A 15,620-nucleotide genomic window follows, 5' to 3' on the forward strand; every position below is an offset into this window, starting at 1 on the left:
CCCAGCCGCCGGATCAGGGTTGCACGAACTGGCCCTTCATCGTCTTGGTCATGAAGGGCGACCAGATGACCGGGCCGTCGATGATCTCGATCCGGTCGAGGACGCCGCAGCGGATACCGCTGCAGGGCACGGGGTTGTAAAAGATCGCGACCGTGCTGCCCTGTTCCAGCCGCACCGGACCGGCGGGATCGCTGCGCTGGACAAGGCCGTTCGCGCTGCCGCTCGAGACCTTGTTGTAGGCGACGCCAAGGCCAAGGCCGCCTAGAAGCGTTACCGCATCGGCCACGCTCTTGCCCTTCAGGTCGGGCAGGTTGACCTGCGGTGCCGCAGGCGCGGCATTCTTGATCGCGTCAAGTCTTGCCGCGTCGAGCGCCACGACCCCGTCCGCCACAGAGAGGGCGGGGGCGTATTTCACGTCGAACCCTTCGGCCACCAGCGTGGTGATGACATCTGCCGGGAAGACCGCGCCGGGGAAACTGCAGACGAGCGAGGAACAGGCCGCATTCGGCGCCTGGATCGTCAGCGTTGCGTTCGCCGCCTCAGCCAGTTTCTTACCGGCCTTGGGCACGGTTTCCAGAACCGTCAGTTCCGTGGCCCCGCTTTGCCGGACGGTGGTGAAGGTCACGCCATGTCCCACGGTCGCCACCTGCATCGCTGCCGCCTCGGCGCGTTGCTGCAAGACATCCGGCATCTCGGCAAGGTCCTTGCCTCCACCGCCGCGCATTACGAAGAAAGCGACGGCGCCGCCGACCACGAGGATAAGGACCGCAGCCACCGCAAGGATCCACCAGGGGAAAGATTTCTTCGGCGCATCGACGACAGGGGGGGCGGCGAGGTCGAAAGCGACGGTCGGGCCGGTGACGAAATCGGTGTCGGGATCCTGTTCGGCCGTCACTTTCAGCTGGAAGCCGTACTTTCCGGCGGGCGCCCCTTTCGGTGGGCGGACGGTTACCTCCACCGCCTCGTTGCCGCCGAAATCGAACTCCTTTTCAACCTCGCTCGGCGATGTATCCGGCGCGCCGGCGATGGCGAACCAGCTTGCATCCGCGCCGCTTTGCGGCTCGATCCTGATCCGGCCGGTCTGGGCGCGCGGGCCCATGTTGCGCACGGTGAAGCCGACCTTGCCGGGCGGGATCGTGCCGTCGGGCCCGGGGGGCTGCATCTCAAGGCGCGTGGGCGCGTCGGAAATCTGGAATGTGGGCACTGTCAGTCCTCCTCTTCTGTCTTTCTCGGCGGCTGGGCGGCAGCGACGAGGTCGAAGGTCGCGAAGGCCGGCTTCTCGCCATGGATGATCGAAAGCACGAGTTCGCGGCGCGGGGCCGCCGCCTCGGGCAGGGTGACGCGGAAATGGAAGGGCTGGTGCGGGTCTTCCTCGACCGTGAAACCTGAAATGCCGGTCGCGGTCTCAAGGAAGCGCACCAATGTCGCGGCGCTGCCCCTGCGGCGGCCAAGTTCGGCGCCAAGGGCTGCCAGTTCGCGCAGATCGCCGGGGAAGGGACGGTCAGCGCTTTGATCGTCGGGACGGTCGAGATAGCGAGCAAGGCCCACCCAGCCCGCGAGCGTCGAGACCAGCCGGTCGGGCGCACGCCGCGGGTCGATCAGCGACGGCGGGTCGGCGATTGCCGCCTCAAGCGAGCCGTGCAGCGCCGACATAATCTCCAGCAGGGCCGCGAGCGGTCCGCCCTCATCCATGTTGGTTCGGTATATCTCCGGCAGAAGAAGCCCGATTTCAACCGCGCGCATTTGCCGCCTCCTTCTTGGCCTGAAGATCGCTCATGAAGGTCAGCCGGTGCTCGCCCGCGCAGTAAAGCCAGCCCGGCGGCAAGGGCGCGCGGTCGGTGAAGCGACGCCCGCCGACCGGATGGAAGGCAAGGCCCTGCGCATCGCCCCGGAAGAGGCCCTGCTCGGTCCCAGCCAAAAGAAGGGGCAGATCGCCCTGTCCGAGCGCGACGGCATCGACCGGCAGAAGCCGCGCGCGGTCGGCGTCGATCGGCAGGCCCGATGTCAGAAGCGGCGCCGTCCAGGCCGGATCGGCGGCGGACGCGTCCAGGATCAGGACGCCGCCGTCACGGGTGCCCGCCGCAACCCGGGCGCCCGCAACTGCGAACGACAGGCAGGAGCCGCCCTTCCAGCCCTTTGATAGAACCGTCCAGCCCTGCGGGTCGAGCCCGTCGGCCCGCACCGATATCCGCATCAGGCCCTTTCCGACCTCGCCGCCCTCGGTCCAGATCGAGGCCCAGAGCCAGAGCTGTCCGCCATCGCGCACGAATTCCACTGCGCGGATGTCCTGGCCCTGCGAGCCGGGCAGAAGCTGGAAGGTGCCGGGCACGCCAGCGGCGGCGGACAGCCAGACGCCCGCCTTGCCGCGCGCGGCCACGGCGGCGAAGCGCTGGCCGGACTGGCTGGTGCCTGTCGCAACCGCATAGAAGCCGCCCTGATCGACCGCGCCGCCATCGACCTTGACCGGCAGGATGCCGCGCGGCCCGTCGCGGTCGGTCTGGAACAGCCCGTTCTTCGCCGCGATCATCAGCCAGCGGCGGCTGTCATGCACCGTGACCGCCAGATCGTTCACCTGATGCTGGATACGTTCCAGCTCCTCCCAGGCCCCACCGCAGGTGTGCGAAACCACGATCCGCGACTGGCCGTCTGCGGTCAGGCCGACGACCGCCAGGAACCCCGGCAGGTCGGGATCGGCGGCAATCGCCATGGGCCGCGCGTCGGGCCAGGTCAGCACCCGTTCCCAGCTTGTGGCATAGTCGAGCGAACGATAAAGCCCGTCGGCCATCAAAGCATAAAGGCAGCGCGGCTGGTGCGGATCGGTGAACAGCCGCGCCGTGTCGCCCTCGGGGCCAAGTTCGGTCGTCAGCGTCAGCTGTTCGGCATAGCGCACGCCCGGATCGTCAAGGATCGCCTCATAGACGTCCGATACCCGCAGCGTCTTGCCGAAGGGCCAGTCACCCAACGGCGAGACGAGCGCATTCAGCCGACGTATCACCCGCCGTTCCACCGCAGCGAGATCCTCGGACGGTGCGGCAGCGATGCGGCCCGAGATCGACAGGGGCAGGCAGTTGGCCCATTTGACTTCGGTCCTGACGCCGATCGGGCGGCGGGCGTCGATGGTCATGCGGATGCGGTCACGCAAAGGCTCGGTTCGACCCGCTGCCAGCGCATCTGCCGACACTGCGCCGGTGTCTGGGTCGGGCGCCACGCCCGGGACGGCCAGAACCTCGACCACGCCATGACGGCCGAAGATCCAGGCCTCGCGCTCGGCATAGGCCTTGGCGCGGGCAACCCCGCCTGCCGACAGGGCAGCCTGGGTAAAATCGTCAGCCGTCACCGCGCATTCAAGATTCCGCACCGCATCCCGGCCACGTGCGAGGAAGGCGGCGATGGTCTCGCCATCCTCGCCGCCAGCCGCCCGTACCGGGTTGGTGATGCTGATCGCCGGTATCCGTTCGCGCAGTTGGGTGAGCGTTCCGGCCGCCACATTCCCCGCTCGCCCACCGCCGGTCATGTACCAGACGCGGACCTGCGCGGCGGCAGGCGGCACATCGGCCAAGGTCGCGGTCAGCGCCCGCGCCGCGCCGGTCGCGGGCGCGAAGGTGATCCGTCCGGTGCTCCGGTCGGCGACATAGGCACGGGCCGCGATGCGGCCGGCAAAATTCTCGACTTCCTGCCACAGAAGGAAGGTGCGGCCGTCCACCGTGACCGTCCGCGCTTCGGCGGGCAGATCGCCGCCCTGCCATTCGACGCCCACGCGCAATTCCTCGGCCGCGCCCAAGGGTCGCAGGATCGGCGCACGGCGCACCGCGAAACTTTGCCCGCCGTCGCCATTGCCGGTGCCGATCACCTCGGCCGCCACGATCTCGGCATTCACGGCCAGCACTTCCGCCTCGGCCGCGTCTTTCGGGAAATGAACCGGCGCGAGGGTCACGAAGGTGATCTTGCCGCTCGCGTCCGACACATGCAGGCCCTGCGGCAGCTCGGCCTCCGGCCGCTCGTCGCCCTCGCGGGTGAAGCGCAGTGTCACCACGGCGGCGGCGGGAGCCATCGGTGAGACGCCAAGGAGCTTCAGAAGCTCCGCATGCATCCGCTCTGGCAGGCGGTTCAGCCGGTAAAGCATCGTCTCGGTCAGCCAGGCATAAACCTCGACCAGCGTCATGCCCGGATCGCCCGGGTTAAGATCGGTCCAGCCCGGGCAGCGGGCGGCGATGATCTCCTTCGCCTCGGCCACCAGATCGGCGAAACTGCGGCTGTCGAGGGGCGCGTCGTCACGCATCTTCGCTCACTCCACTGAGGTCGAGCGCGAAGGAAAGCTCCCCCCGCACCTGGGACAGGCGCACCCGGTATTCGAGCCAGATGCGCAACCGTTCGGGGGCGCCCGATGGATCGGCGCCCGCGTCGAGCCTGAGGATCGTCACGCGTGGTTCCCAACGCTGGATCGCCTGGCGCACGTAATGGATGGCAAGGCCCGCCGTCGTCGCATCGTTTGGCGCAAAGACCAGCCGGTCTAGCGGGCAGCCGTAAAGCGGCCGCATCACCCGCTCGCCGGGGATGGTGGCGAGGAGGAGCATCAGCGACTGGCGGATCACCGCATCGCCCGAAACCATCGCGACCCCGCCAGCAGGTGTCAGAGCGACGGCGCGGCCCGCGACGGCCTCGCCGTTCAGTCCGTCGAATGTCCATCCGGTCAGCATCGTCATTCACTCACCGCCAGAAGCTCCTGCCGCGCACTGGTCACGCCGAACGGCACGATATTGAGCTGGCTCCAGTTGGTGCGGCCGGTGGCCGTATCCTTGCAAAGCGCCTTGCCCCCGATGGTGACGAAGGCGGAATAGGCGGGGCTTTCGTCGACCGCGACGGTCTTGGTGCAGGGGGGCGTCGAGGGGGTCGCGTGCGGGCAGGCGGCGATCGGGCGGTCGAGGAGGTCCGGTTTCACCAATGCAAGGACGCCGTCCACGGTGACGAAATCCTGTGAGGCGTCCAGACCGACCGTCCCGGAATGGGCGCATTGCAGGAACGACTTTTCGGTCAGCGCGAAGGCCATTTTCATCCCCTTTCGAACTTGATCGCATCGGCGCGGATGGTGATCACCTTGCCCGGCGCCTCGATCACCATGTCGGAGGCGGCGGCAAGCCGTGTACGGCGCGGCGTGATGTCAAGAAGGCTGCCCGAGCGGTTGGCGAGGCGCAGCGCGCCGTCCTTGCCCTTCAGCTCCAGCACCTGCCCATCCTGCGAGCGCAGGTAGAGGCCGCGTGGCTGATCCTCGGCGCCCTTCGGCAGACGTTCGGTGCCGTAAAGCCCGCCCACAACATAGCCGCGCGCGGGATCACCGTCGGGCAGAAGGACCAGCACTTTGTCGCCCCGGTCGGGCAGGGCGGCGAGGCCCTTGCGGGCGCCCGCGCCGGGGATGACGACATGCATCCAGCCCGCCGCCGCCGCGCCGAAATCGGTCAGCGTCACCGCACAGCGGCCGAGCCCTTCGGGGTCCTTCACATCGGTCACCTCGCCGATAGTGACCGATGTCGAGCGGGCGGGCGCGGGGCGCTTCGGCCGTTCGGTCGAAAACTCCGTCACATAGCCCTCGGCGGCAGTGATCCGGTGCAACGTGCGGGTCAGCGCATAATCGCCCGCGAACGGACCCGGCGTGCCCTCGATCCGGGCGATCCGGCCGGGCGCCAGCAGGGGATCGCCCTCGGCAAGCCCCTCGATCACCGCCACAGCCGCCGCTGCCCGGTCGATCCCGCCCTGAAGCTCTGCCTCGGCCCCGCCTGCGCTGTCGCTTGTCCGGTTCAGCCAGACGCGGTCGCCCATACCGAGATCGCCGCCGGGATCGCGCATCTCGACCCGGTCCTGACGGGCGAGCGACAGTTTCGCCTCGCGCGGGTCGAGCGTTACCGCGTCGCGGCCGAGATGCCTGCCGCCCGGCAGCCAGCCATCGCCCGAAAGGTCGGCGCGATAGGCCAGAAGGTTGCGGCCACGGGCGAGTGTGACAGGCTCCTCCCCATCGCCCGCAAGCGACAGAAGGCGAAGCTCGCCGTCGCGGAGGGTGGGGTAGAGGCCCGCCTCAGCTGCGATGTCGCAGAGAAGATCGAGGTCGGTCTGTTCGCCCTGCAGGATCAGATGGCGGGCGGGCGCGGCCTCGTCGACCCGTGCCGCGAGTCCGATGTCGCCCGCGAGCCGCCGGGCCAGATCGGCGGCGGAGGCGCTTTCCAGCGCGATCAGGCTCTGGCGGCGGGCAAGCTGGTGCAGGGCATCGCGGGCGATCAGCCGGAATAGGGCGAGCCCGTCTGCCGCTTCTTCCGCGGCGACCGCCGTGACCTTGCCTTCAAAGAGCGCCGCGGCCCCGGCGAGGCCAACGATAAGAACCGCGCCGGGCATCAGACCGGACGTCGCCCCGCCGGGCGGATCGGCGAAGACAAGTTCGGCGACGGCGGGTGCGCCAAGCGCCTGTGTCACCCTCACTTCGGTCAGGCGCGCGGCAAGCGCGCCGTCAAGGACAGCGCCGTCAAGCGTCAGCGTCAGGCGCGGCAGCTGGAGGAGCGCGAGCGTCATGCGCTGCCTCCCGCTGATGCCGTTGCCGTGCCTGCTGCGGGGATGGTGAGGACGGTTCCGGCCTCGATCCTCAACGGGTCCTCGATGCCACTGGCGGCGGCGATCGCCGACCATCCGGCGGGCGAGCCCAGATGATCGTTGGCGATCTGATAGAGCGGGGTCGCGACATTGCCGTCGGCGTCCGCGATCACCTCGACATAGGCCGCGTCGGTTTCGCCGCCCGCGCCCGGCAGCGGATAGTCGCCGGGCCCGGGCAGGGTGGGCGCGGGCTCGAACCGGTCGGGCGAGGGCGGCTGGGTATCCGGCACCCGGCGCAGCCGCAAGGTCAGCCAGGACCGCTGCGGCATGCCGCCGAGGCTGAACCGTTCCAGCCGCTCGGCGGCGGCGGTGACGACGGCGGGCAGATTCCAGGCCCGGCCCCAGATGAAGCGCACCACCGGCGCCTCGGTCGCCGCGCCGCTTGCGCGGGAAGGTTCGGCGAGACTCCAGAGCGGGCGCGTCAGGTCGCGCACATCCGGATCGGGCGGCGGAAGGGCGGGCAGGGGGGCTTCACCTCCGGCGCTCTGTCCGGCCGGAACGGGTGGGGTCACGGGCGCCGAGAAACTTGCGGCCGGATCGAGGCTTTGCGCCAGATCGGTATCGAAGAGAAGCTGCAATTCGACCTCGGTCACCCCGCCGCCGGTTACGATCAGGGGATCGTCCGCCCCGGCGGCGCCGAGGATCGTGCCGCCGCGCGCCATGCGGGTGCGGAGCCCCGCCTGCCGGGAGAAGGTCAGGCTTTCGGGGTTCAGAAGGCAGGCGATCCGCTCGCCAGTCGCTTCGATCAGAAAGACTACCCGGTCCATGTCGGCGCCTCCTGATCAGGGCGGGGCACTGCCCAGCGGACGGGCGAGTATGGGGGGGCGGGTTCCGTTCGGGCCGCCGCGGGGTCTGAGGGCAGGGTGGGCCAGACGGTCTCCGCCACCTGTCGCGGCTCCGCCTGTGGATCAGCCTGGCGCAAAGCCGGTGTCGCGCGGGGCGTCCGGACCTCGGGCGCTGGTGGCCGGGTTGGCGCGGTCCCACTCCGGTGCAGAGGCGGAGCCGAGGCGGCGACCGGGGCGCCGATGCCGGTCGGGCCATCCCGCCATGCGCCATATGCGCGTGGCGCCTGGGGCAGCGCGTCGAGCGTCCGGACGGGCGCGGCAAGCGGCCAGCCCCGAACATCAAGCGGGGCAGGGACGGGCTCTTCGGGCAGCGGCGGCACGAAAGCGGCGGCCCGCCCGCCCGGGCCGCTCGTCGAGCCCTGCGCGCTCTCCTCGCTGGGCTGGCCCGACGAGGGAACGAAGGGACCGAGGAGGGGCGCGCGCAGGAAGGGGGCCGCGTGTGGGCTTCGGGGCTGCTGCGCAGTGTCGACAGGAGGGGCGATATCGGCGACGTGGCGCGCCTTGGCGTCCGGCGCGAAGTCAAGCAGGGTCCGGGCCTGCCGGACGGGCGCGCTTGCCATGGTAGGACACGATGCCGGTGTGTCGCTCGCGTCTGAGAGGCCCGCAAACTCCGGTCGCGGGCGTAGTTTCCTCGCAATCGGCCCATGCGGTACATTCGTTGGCATCGGGTGCACCGACTTGGGCGCGGGTGTCGGAAGATGGGTGATTTGACCCTTCGCCGGTGAGGTAGGCACGCTATAAGGAGTTGGGTCGGTTGGCGTCGGAAGGTTTTTGTGGCTCGGGGCGTTCAGTTCACTGACCGGCGCTGATTTCCCGCTGCCGTCGCTGCCGACAGAGCGTTCCGCAGGCGTCGCCGCCGCGAGCGCGCGGAGCCAGACCTCCGGCGCTCCCGGATAGCGCAGGCGGAGCGCGGCGAGCGGGTCGGGGGCGACGTCCTGCCCAGCCACGGCCGCCTTCGGCGCAAGCGCGTCGGCGCAGCGGCGCAACAGCTCGGCCGCGCCCTGCCGGATATGGAGGATCAGCCCCACCGCCGCCCCCTCAGGCCCTTTCCAGCCGGTCGAAGGCGAGCCTCAAGGTTTCGACCGCGATCTCGCGCCCGAGCGCATCAAGGGGCGCGCCTTGCCATTCCGACGGCCAGGCCGCGAAGAGGTTCCAGCGCAGCGCCTCGGCCGAACCGGACGCATCGAGCATCAGGATCGAGATGTCGCGGCGTTCGACACGTCCCTCGATCGACTTGTGCATCCAGTCCCACAGTTCGCGACCGCGCGTCAGGCCATAGCGGAGCGTCACTTCCGCATAATCGACCCGGCCGGGAATATGGCGCACGATCTGATTGAGGCCGCCTTCGCGGTATTTGATCGGTTCGACCCGAACGCCAAGGCCGGTCACTTCGGTGAAATGCCCGGCGGTCACGCCGCCGATCTCGACCTGGAACTGAAAGGCGCGCAAAGGATCTTCGGGCATTGCTGCCTGGGCGGCATTGGTCTGGGCTTGGGCTGCTTCAGCCATTTTCTTTCTCCTTACGGGAAACGGGTCAGATCACATCGGGCGCGGCATGGCCGATGCGGAAGATCACAAACTCGGCCGGTTTCACCGGGGCGAGGCCGATCTCGATCACCACGCGGCCCGCGTCGATCACGTCCTGGGTGTTGGTCTCGGCGTCGCACTTGACGAAGAAGGCCTGTTCGGGCGTCGAGCCCATCAGGGCGCCCTGACGCCAGAGCAGCGTGAGGAAGGACGAGACATCGCGGCGGATGCTCTTCCACAGCCGCTCGTCATTCGGCTCGAACACCACCCAGTCGGTGCCGCGCTTGATCGAGGTCTCGACCATGGTGAAGAACCGCCGGATCGGGACATAGCGCCATTCGCTGGCTTCCGCCGCGAGCGTCCGCCCGCCCCAAAGGACCGTGCCGCGGCCGGTGAAGAAACGGATCACGTTAACGCTCTTGGGATTGAGCTGTCCCTGCTCGGCATCGGTCAGGCGACGGCTGAGGCCGAGCGCGCCGCGCACCACCATGTTGGCCGGTGCTTTGTGGACACCGCGCTCGGTATCGTTGCGGGCGAACATGCCCGCGATATGGCCCGAGGGCGGGATCGTCACCAAAACAGAGGCGTCGCGCGCATCGCGGATCTGGATATGGGGGAAGTAGAAGGCGCCATAGCCCCGCTCGCTTTCGCGCGGGCGAAGCGCCGCCTCGGCCTTCTTGTCGGGGGCGTCGGCCTTGCCCTTCTTGTCGCCATCGGCGGGCGGCGCACCGACCCGGGTCAGGGCGCCCAGATCGTCACTGTCCGCCGGGCCGTCGAGGATGGCAAAAGAGGTGCTGCCCTGCCGCTCGCAGAAGGTCAGAAGCAGGTCGGCGACCGCGAAGTCGCACAGGCCCGGCGCCGCGACCATCGCCACATCGTCGAGCGCCGCGAGCCGTTCCAGCGCCGCGGGAATATCGCCCGCGCCCGCGACATTGACCACATAGGCCCGCGAGCCGCCATTGAGAAAGAAGCCCGCCACTGCGTTCTCGAAGGGCGTGGCGCGCGGCGCCTCGGCCATGAACCGGTCGCGAAACTCGCCCCAGTTCACTACCTGTACCGGCTCTCCCCGCCGGAAATCCTTCGAGGCGGTGCCGATGAAGGCGGCGGTCGTGGTGCCGACGGCGGCAATCGGCCGTGCGCCGGTGCTTACCTCTTCGACATAGACGCCGGGGGTCAGATATTCACCCATTGCGACTTTCCTCCTGTTCGAGGGGCCTGATGCCCCGGTCGCGTCGATCCTTGCCGCCCGGGCGTTCGGCCCGGCGGCGACTAATCAGTTCATCCGCTTGGTGCGCAGCACCGGCGGCTCCTGCACCACGCCCGCGGTACGGCCCGGGCGGGCGCGTTCGATGGTCACATCGAGGTAAAGGCTCGCCGGATCGGCGAAGGCGCCGTAGCGCGCGATCGCCGCCTGACCCGAGACGAGAGCCATCGGCAGCGACAAAACATCGCCAGCGGGCGTGGTCACGGTCAGCACCGGGGTCGCAAGCGCGGCGAACATCAATTCGATCAGCGCGGCGTGCGCGGCGGCGGGCTCGTCATCCGAAACCGAGATCCGGTAGGTGAGGCACAGCCGGTGCGGCCGGACAGCGAGATCGCTGAGGCTCGTCGCCTCGGACGCCGCAACAAGGCGGAGCGTGATGCCGGTCCTGTCCTCAGCCGCACCTGCGGCGAGCGAGACGGGAAGCGCGCCCGCGTTGGCTTTGCACCAGTCAAGAAGCGCATGTGTTGCCATTTGCAATCCTGCAGTCAAAAGCGGTCAAGAATGGACAGACCCGGTCACTCGCTACGGACAGTCAATCAGACAGGCCCGGCGGCCGGGAAAATCCCGCCAGGCGCCGGAACGCTTGGGCGCTACCGGCTGGAAAACATCTTCAATATCGCAATCACTCGCATGCCGGACCTCCCGCGCCTGCGCCTCCTGACGCTGGAACACGAATGGCGAGGGCCCCGCACGGCCTGAACTGACGTTAGGTCACCTTTGCAAGCTGCAAAAGTCTGCAAAACCTTACCTTGGGGCAGATTGCACGCGGAAGGCGAAAAGGTCTGCGAAGGTCGATGGTTTCGAGGTCAGCGCAGGGCGCCCGCGAGGCTTGCGATCAGCGCCGCGACCCCGTCCATCGTCGTCATCACGCCGGGTGACAGCCGCAGCGTCTGCCCGCGCGCATCGCAATTTACTCCCTCCTGTCGCAGCCGGTCGACAAGAGCCGGGGCAGGCCGGCCTTCCGGCAAACGCACCATCAGCGAGCCGCCGCGCTGGTCCGGGTCGCGAGGCGAGGCGAGCGTCAGGCCGAGATCGTCGAGACCTTCAAGGATCGCGGCGGAAAGGGACCGGTTATGCGCGAGGAGCGCCGCCGGATTCTGCCCCGCATGCCAGTCAAGCGCGGGTAGCGAGGCGGCGGCGGCCATCACGCCCGGCGTGCCATGATCGAAGCGGCGCGCGTCGGGGGCAAAGGCAAATCGGTCGAGGTCCCAGCGGAAGGGATTGTCCTGGCTGAACCAGCCGCGCAGCAGGGGCTCGCAGTCGGGCAACAGCGTCGGCGCAACATAGAGCGCACCGGCACCCGGCGTGCCGCACATCCATTTCAGACTGGTCGAGACGGCGAAATCGACAGCAGGCGCGGTGACATCGAACGGCAGAAGGCCCGCACCCTGCGTGATGTCGACGCCGATCAGGCTGCCCATACGCCGCCCGTGCGCGACCAGCGGTTCAAGCGCAATCCGGTGCGACGATGTCGACGAAACCCAGGTGAGAAGCGCGAGACCGACACTTTCGTCCCAGCTCGCAAGATAATCCTCGTCCTCGACCCAGTGCGCGCCCTGCCGCAAGGGCACGGTGTCGAGCGTGAAGCCCATCGGCGCGGCGAGACCTGCAAGCAGGAAATGGACTGACGGAAAACAGTCCGCCGCGATCAGCAGCCGCTTGCCGCGCAGCCGGTCCGCGGGCAGGGCGGTAATGAGCTGCGACACCGCCGCCGTCACGCTTTCGGCAGTCGTGACGCTGCCTTCGGGCGCGTTCAATATCCCCCGCCAGCGGTCGATGAACCGTTGCCTGAGGCCGAGGACAGCAGGCCATTGTCCGTCATCAGCGCGGCCCCAGACAGCCGCAAACTCCGCCATCGCGCGGGTAAGATCGGCCGACTTGCCCTGATACTGGCCGATGGAGTGATAGAGAAAATAGCGCGATCCGTCGGGCAGGTCTGTCATGGGGCACCTCTCGGGCCGCAGATTGCCCTTCAGCGTAGGGTGTTTCAAGCTTGAAATACCGCTCGCACCAAGTTTTCCGCCGGGCATGGCCTTTGACTGCGGCCTCTGGCAGTCTCCGCCCGACGAAAGGAACTGACCATGCGCTTTCCCGATTCCCTGAAGCTTGAGAACCTCGCCGTTTCTGTAGATGACGACGGTATCGCGACAGTCGCTCTGAACCGACCCGAAAAGCGCAATGCGCTCGACAGCGCGACGGTGGAAGAGCTGGTCAATCTCTTCACTGCCCTGCCACGTTCGGGCGTGAAGGTCGTGGTGCTCCGGGCCGAGGGGCCGCATTTCTGCGCCGGTCTCGACCTTGTCGAACATTTCAACGAAGACCGGGAACCGGCCGATTTCATGCACCTGTGCCTCCGCTGGCACGAGGCGTTCAACAAGATGGAATATGGCGGCGTGCCGGTGATCGCCGCTTTGAAGGGCGCTGTCGTGGGTGGCGGGCTCGAACTCGCCTCCGCCGCCCATATTCGCGTGGCCGATGCCTCCACTTATTTCGCCCTGCCCGAAGGCCAGCGCGGCCTTTTCACGGGGGGCGGGGCGACGATCCGGGTGGCCGATCTTGTCGGCAAGGCACGGATGATCGACATGATGCTGACGGGGCGCATCTACAAGGGCGAAGAGGCGGTGGCCGTGGGACTCGCCCAGTATCTCGTCGAGGACAGCGAGGCCAAGGCGATGGAGCTTGCCCGCATCGCCGCCGCGCACCCGCCGCTGACCAACTTCGCCATCTGTTCGGCGATCAGCCATATGCAGAACATGTCAGCCCTCGATGCCGCCTACGCCGAAGCGGTGGTCGCGGGCGTGGTCAATACCCAGAAGGCGGCACGCGGGCGGCTTGAGGCCTTTGCCAACAAGACCGCCGCCCGGGTCCGGCCCGAGTAGCGGCGATGGCCCTGCAGGGCCCCCTGCGCGGCATTGCGCTGAAGCTTGCCTCGGTCGTGGTGTTCATGACCATGGCGACGCTGATCAAATTGGTGGCTGACCGGGTGCCCGCGGGCGAGGTGGTCTTCTTCCGCTCGGCCTTCGCGATGCCGGTGATCCTTGTCTGGCTCGCGGCCACGCGCAGCCTAGGCGCGGGCCTTAGGACCGATAGCTACATCGGCCACCTCTGGCGCGGGCTGGCGGGGACGACGGCGATGGTCTTCAGCTTCGCGGGCTACGGCCTTCTGCCACTGCCGGAGGTGACAGCGATCGGCTATGCCGCGCCAATCCTGACCGTGGTATTCGCCGCGATGTTTTTGGGCGAGGAGGTGCGCGCCTTCCGTATCCTGACCGTGGCGCTCGGGCTGTTGGGCGTGCTCGTCATCCTCTCGCCGCGCCTGACCGCGATGGAGGCCGAAGGGCTCGGCGCGCGCGAGGCGCTTGGCGCGGTCGTGGTGCTGACCGGCGCGGTCTTTGCCGCCCTTGCACAGGTCTTCATCCGCAAGCTGGTGGCGAGCGAAACCACAAGTGCCATCGTTTTCTATTTTTCGATGAATGCCGCGATCTTGTCGCTGGTGACCTTGCCCTTCGGCTGGGTCTGGCCCGACGCAGTGACCGCTGCGATCCTGATCGCCTGCGGTCTTCTGGGCGGGATCGGGCAGATCTTGCTGACCTCCGCCTACCGGTCCGCCGATGCCTCGGTGGTTGCGCCTTTCGACTATGCCTCGATGCTGCTCGCGCTTGCCATCGGCTATGTTGGCTTCGGCGAAGTGCCGACGCCCGCCGTCATCGGCGGCGCGGCGCTGGTGATCTTGGCCGGGATCCTTATCATCTGGCGCGAGCGCCAGCTCGGGCTGGAACGGGCGCGCCAGCGCCGGTCGATGACGCCCTGAAGGGGCGGCTCGTCGTCGACTTCGTCGCTCCTCGCCGGGCAGCCCTAGCGAAGAGAAGCCGAGGGCGCACGATGAGCGCCCCCTCAGACCTCAAGCCAGATCGTCACCGGCCCTTGATTGACGAGGCTCACATCCATGTCGGCGCCAAACTCGCCATTGGCAACGTGAATGCCCTGCGCCCGCAACGCGGCCGAGAAATGTTCGTACAGCCGCTTGCCTTCGTCCGGCGGGGCCGCCGCCGAAAACCCCGGCCGGTTGCCGCGCGACGTATCGGCGGCGAGCGTGAACTGGCTGACCACCAGTGCAGACCCGCCCATGTCGAGCAGAGACCGGTTCATCCGCCCTTCATCGTCGCGGAAAATCCTGAGTTTCGCGATCTTCGCGGCAAGCGCGTCTGCCCGGTCTTCATCGTCGCCCGCCATCGCGCAGACGAGGATCAGGAGTCCCGCGCCGATCGCCCCGATTTCGCGCCCGGCGACCGTTACCCGGGCCTCATGCACACGTTGAACGAGCGCCCTCACTGACCAAGCTCCGCCGCCCAAGGCGGGTTGGCGCCGGGGCGCGAGACCGTGACCGCCGCCGCCCGGACCCCGAGGTCCAGAGCCGCCCTGACCTCTGCCTCCGTAAGCTGCGACAGGGCCGCCTTTGTCAAAAGCCCCGCAGCATGAAGCGCAGCCAGAACTCCGGCATTGAACGTATCGCCCGCGCCGACCGTATCGGCGACCTCTACCTTCCGCGCCGGGACGAAGACCGACCCACCGCGCGTGACGCCGTGAGCCCCCTGCGCGCCTTCGGTGACGAGGACGAGTTTCGCCCCGCCCGCCAGCACCTCCTGCGCCCCGGCCTCGATGCCGCTCTCGCGATATAGCCAGCGCAGGTCCTCGTCCGAAAGCTTCACGATATCTGCAGCCGCGATCATCCGGCCGATCCGCGCCCGGTAGGCCGCTTCGTCCTTGATGAAGCCGGGGCGGATATTGGGGTCGATCATCGTGACCCGCGTGCGCGCCTCGCGCAACATCAACGCTTCATAGGCGCCGCCACAGGGTTCTGACACCAGGCTGATGCCGCCGAAGAACAGGGCCGTGACATGGGCGGGCAGGGCGGGCAGGTCCACTACACCCAGCATCCGGCCAGCCGTCCCCTCGTCGTAAAAGGCATAGCTCGCCTGACCATTCTGCAGCGTGACAAACGCCAGAGTCGTCGGCCGGTCGCTGCGCGCGAGAAGCGTGCAATCGACCTTTGACGCCGTCAGCACCTCTTCGAGCTGCCTTCCGAACAGATCGGTTGAGACGCCGGAAAAGAAACCAACCGGAGCGCCGAGGCGGCCTAGAGCGATGGCGGTATTGAAGACCGCGCCGCCCGCATGCGGGGCGAAGGTCGCCTCTCCGGCCGCGGTTTCGCGGGGCAGCATGTCGATCAGCGCCTCGCCATTGCACAGGATCATTGCATCCCCCTGATCTGATCCGACCGCTCACGCCTGATGTTCGCGGTAACAACGCCCTCTTAGCGACGCTCCACATGCCTCGCAACCGAAACTGGG

The 15,620-nt window shown here is 68.2% G+C and carries 15 protein-coding genes; 2 read left to right on the top strand and 13 right to left on the bottom strand.

Going from position 1 to position 15,620, the window contains the following annotated elements; translation table 11 throughout:
• Positions 1 to 13: 13 nt before the first annotated feature.
• From OU426_RS01615 to OU426_RS01665, 11 genes are all read right to left on the bottom strand, one after another.
• Entirely contained in the window at positions 14 to 1,204 is a 1,191-nt protein-coding gene (locus OU426_RS01615) for a PASTA domain-containing protein (protein WP_267632100.1), read from the bottom strand.
• A gap of 2 nt (positions 1,205 to 1,206) precedes the next feature.
• The gene (locus tag OU426_RS01620; protein ID WP_267632101.1) at positions 1,207 to 1,743 is read right to left on the bottom strand and encodes a phage tail protein; all 537 of its coding nucleotides are present in this window, start codon (positions 1,741 to 1,743) and stop codon (positions 1,207 to 1,209) included.
• Positions 1,730 to 4,279 (bottom strand): baseplate J/gp47 family protein, encoded by a 2,550-nt coding sequence (locus OU426_RS01625; RefSeq protein ID WP_267632102.1) that lies wholly within the window; start codon positions 4,277 to 4,279, stop codon positions 1,730 to 1,732. Before OU426_RS01625 ends, OU426_RS01620 begins: the two co-directional genes overlap by 14 nt.
• A complete protein-coding gene (locus tag OU426_RS01630; RefSeq protein WP_267632103.1) occupies positions 4,272 to 4,703 on the bottom strand; it encodes a GPW/gp25 family protein in 432 nt (143 codons plus the stop codon). Before OU426_RS01630 ends, OU426_RS01625 begins: the two co-directional genes overlap by 8 nt.
• Positions 4,700 to 5,047 (bottom strand): hypothetical protein, encoded by a 348-nt coding sequence (locus OU426_RS01635; protein WP_267632104.1) that lies wholly within the window; start codon positions 5,045 to 5,047, stop codon positions 4,700 to 4,702. The genes OU426_RS01630 and OU426_RS01635 overlap by 4 nt, the downstream gene beginning before the upstream one ends.
• A 2-nt stretch (positions 5,048 to 5,049) precedes the next feature.
• Positions 5,050 to 6,555, bottom strand: coding sequence for a phage baseplate assembly protein V (locus OU426_RS01640; RefSeq protein ID WP_267632105.1), 1,506 nt, complete (start codon positions 6,553 to 6,555; stop codon positions 5,050 to 5,052).
• Positions 6,552 to 7,400, bottom strand: coding sequence for a CIS tube protein (locus OU426_RS01645; RefSeq protein WP_267632106.1), 849 nt, complete (start codon positions 7,398 to 7,400; stop codon positions 6,552 to 6,554). Before OU426_RS01645 ends, OU426_RS01640 begins: the two co-directional genes overlap by 4 nt.
• A 1,116-nt stretch (positions 7,401 to 8,516) precedes the next feature.
• A complete protein-coding gene (locus OU426_RS01650) occupies positions 8,517 to 8,987 on the bottom strand; it encodes a phage tail protein (protein WP_267632107.1) in 471 nt (156 codons plus the stop codon).
• Between the two features lie 25 nt (positions 8,988 to 9,012).
• A complete protein-coding gene (locus OU426_RS01655) occupies positions 9,013 to 10,194 on the bottom strand; it encodes a phage tail sheath family protein (protein WP_267632108.1) in 1,182 nt (393 codons plus the stop codon).
• An 84-nt stretch (positions 10,195 to 10,278) separates the two neighbouring features.
• Positions 10,279 to 10,740, bottom strand: a complete 462-nt coding sequence (locus OU426_RS01660; RefSeq protein ID WP_267632109.1) for a hypothetical protein — start codon at positions 10,738 to 10,740, stop codon at positions 10,279 to 10,281.
• Positions 10,741 to 11,075: 335 nt separating this feature from the next.
• Positions 11,076 to 12,212 (bottom strand): aminotransferase class V-fold PLP-dependent enzyme, encoded by a 1,137-nt coding sequence (locus tag OU426_RS01665; RefSeq protein ID WP_267632110.1) that lies wholly within the window; start codon positions 12,210 to 12,212, stop codon positions 11,076 to 11,078.
• 138 nt (positions 12,213 to 12,350) lie between these two features.
• Between OU426_RS01665 and OU426_RS01670 the strand changes: the two genes are divergently transcribed.
• Positions 12,351 to 13,148, top strand: coding sequence for a crotonase/enoyl-CoA hydratase family protein (locus tag OU426_RS01670; RefSeq protein WP_267632111.1), 798 nt, complete (start codon positions 12,351 to 12,353; stop codon positions 13,146 to 13,148).
• Positions 13,149 to 13,153: 5 nt separating this feature from the next.
• Positions 13,154 to 14,080, top strand: a complete 927-nt coding sequence (locus OU426_RS01675) for a DMT family transporter (protein WP_267632112.1) — start codon at positions 13,154 to 13,156, stop codon at positions 14,078 to 14,080.
• Positions 14,081 to 14,163: 83 nt separating this feature from the next.
• Here OU426_RS01675 and dtd read toward each other — a convergent pair whose 3' ends face one another.
• Positions 14,164 to 14,601 (bottom strand): D-aminoacyl-tRNA deacylase, encoded by a 438-nt coding sequence (dtd, locus tag OU426_RS01680; RefSeq protein WP_267632113.1) that lies wholly within the window; start codon positions 14,599 to 14,601, stop codon positions 14,164 to 14,166.
• Positions 14,598 to 15,524, bottom strand: coding sequence for a carbohydrate kinase family protein (locus OU426_RS01685; RefSeq protein WP_267632114.1), 927 nt, complete (start codon positions 15,522 to 15,524; stop codon positions 14,598 to 14,600). The genes dtd and OU426_RS01685 overlap by 4 nt, the downstream gene beginning before the upstream one ends.
• Between the last annotated feature and the right edge of the window lie 96 nt (positions 15,525 to 15,620).

The sequence above is a fragment of the Frigidibacter sp. RF13 genome (genome assembly GCF_026626305.1).
Lineage (GTDB): Bacteria > Pseudomonadota > Alphaproteobacteria > Rhodobacterales > Rhodobacteraceae > TMP-24.

Excerpts from the sequence above, each read along its gene's own strand:
- OU426_RS01640 (WP_267632105.1), bottom strand. The coding sequence starts at position 6,555 with ATGACGCTCGCGCTCCTCCAGCTGCCGCGCCTGACGCTGACGCTTGAC.
- OU426_RS01675 (WP_267632112.1), top strand. The coding sequence starts at position 13,154 with ATGGCCCTGCAGGGCCCCCTGCGCGGCATTGCGCTGAAGCTTGCCTCG.
- OU426_RS01630 (WP_267632103.1), bottom strand. The coding sequence starts at position 4,703 with ATGACGATGCTGACCGGATGGACATTCGACGGACTGAACGGCGAGGCC.
- OU426_RS01670 (WP_267632111.1), top strand. The coding sequence starts at position 12,351 with ATGCGCTTTCCCGATTCCCTGAAGCTTGAGAACCTCGCCGTTTCTGTA.
- OU426_RS01655 (WP_267632108.1), bottom strand. The coding sequence starts at position 10,194 with ATGGGTGAATATCTGACCCCCGGCGTCTATGTCGAAGAGGTAAGCACC.
- OU426_RS01685 (WP_267632114.1), bottom strand. The coding sequence starts at position 15,524 with ATGATCCTGTGCAATGGCGAGGCGCTGATCGACATGCTGCCCCGCGAA.
- OU426_RS01645 (WP_267632106.1), bottom strand. The coding sequence starts at position 7,400 with ATGGACCGGGTAGTCTTTCTGATCGAAGCGACTGGCGAGCGGATCGCC.
- OU426_RS01650 (WP_267632107.1), bottom strand. The coding sequence starts at position 8,987 with ATGGCTGAAGCAGCCCAAGCCCAGACCAATGCCGCCCAGGCAGCAATG.
- OU426_RS01625 (WP_267632102.1), bottom strand. The coding sequence starts at position 4,279 with ATGCGTGACGACGCGCCCCTCGACAGCCGCAGTTTCGCCGATCTGGTG.
- OU426_RS01665 (WP_267632110.1), bottom strand. The coding sequence starts at position 12,212 with ATGACAGACCTGCCCGACGGATCGCGCTATTTTCTCTATCACTCCATC.
- OU426_RS01660 (WP_267632109.1), bottom strand. The coding sequence starts at position 10,740 with ATGGCAACACATGCGCTTCTTGACTGGTGCAAAGCCAACGCGGGCGCG.
- OU426_RS01635 (WP_267632104.1), bottom strand. The coding sequence starts at position 5,047 with ATGGCCTTCGCGCTGACCGAAAAGTCGTTCCTGCAATGCGCCCATTCC.
- OU426_RS01620 (WP_267632101.1), bottom strand. The coding sequence starts at position 1,743 with ATGCGCGCGGTTGAAATCGGGCTTCTTCTGCCGGAGATATACCGAACC.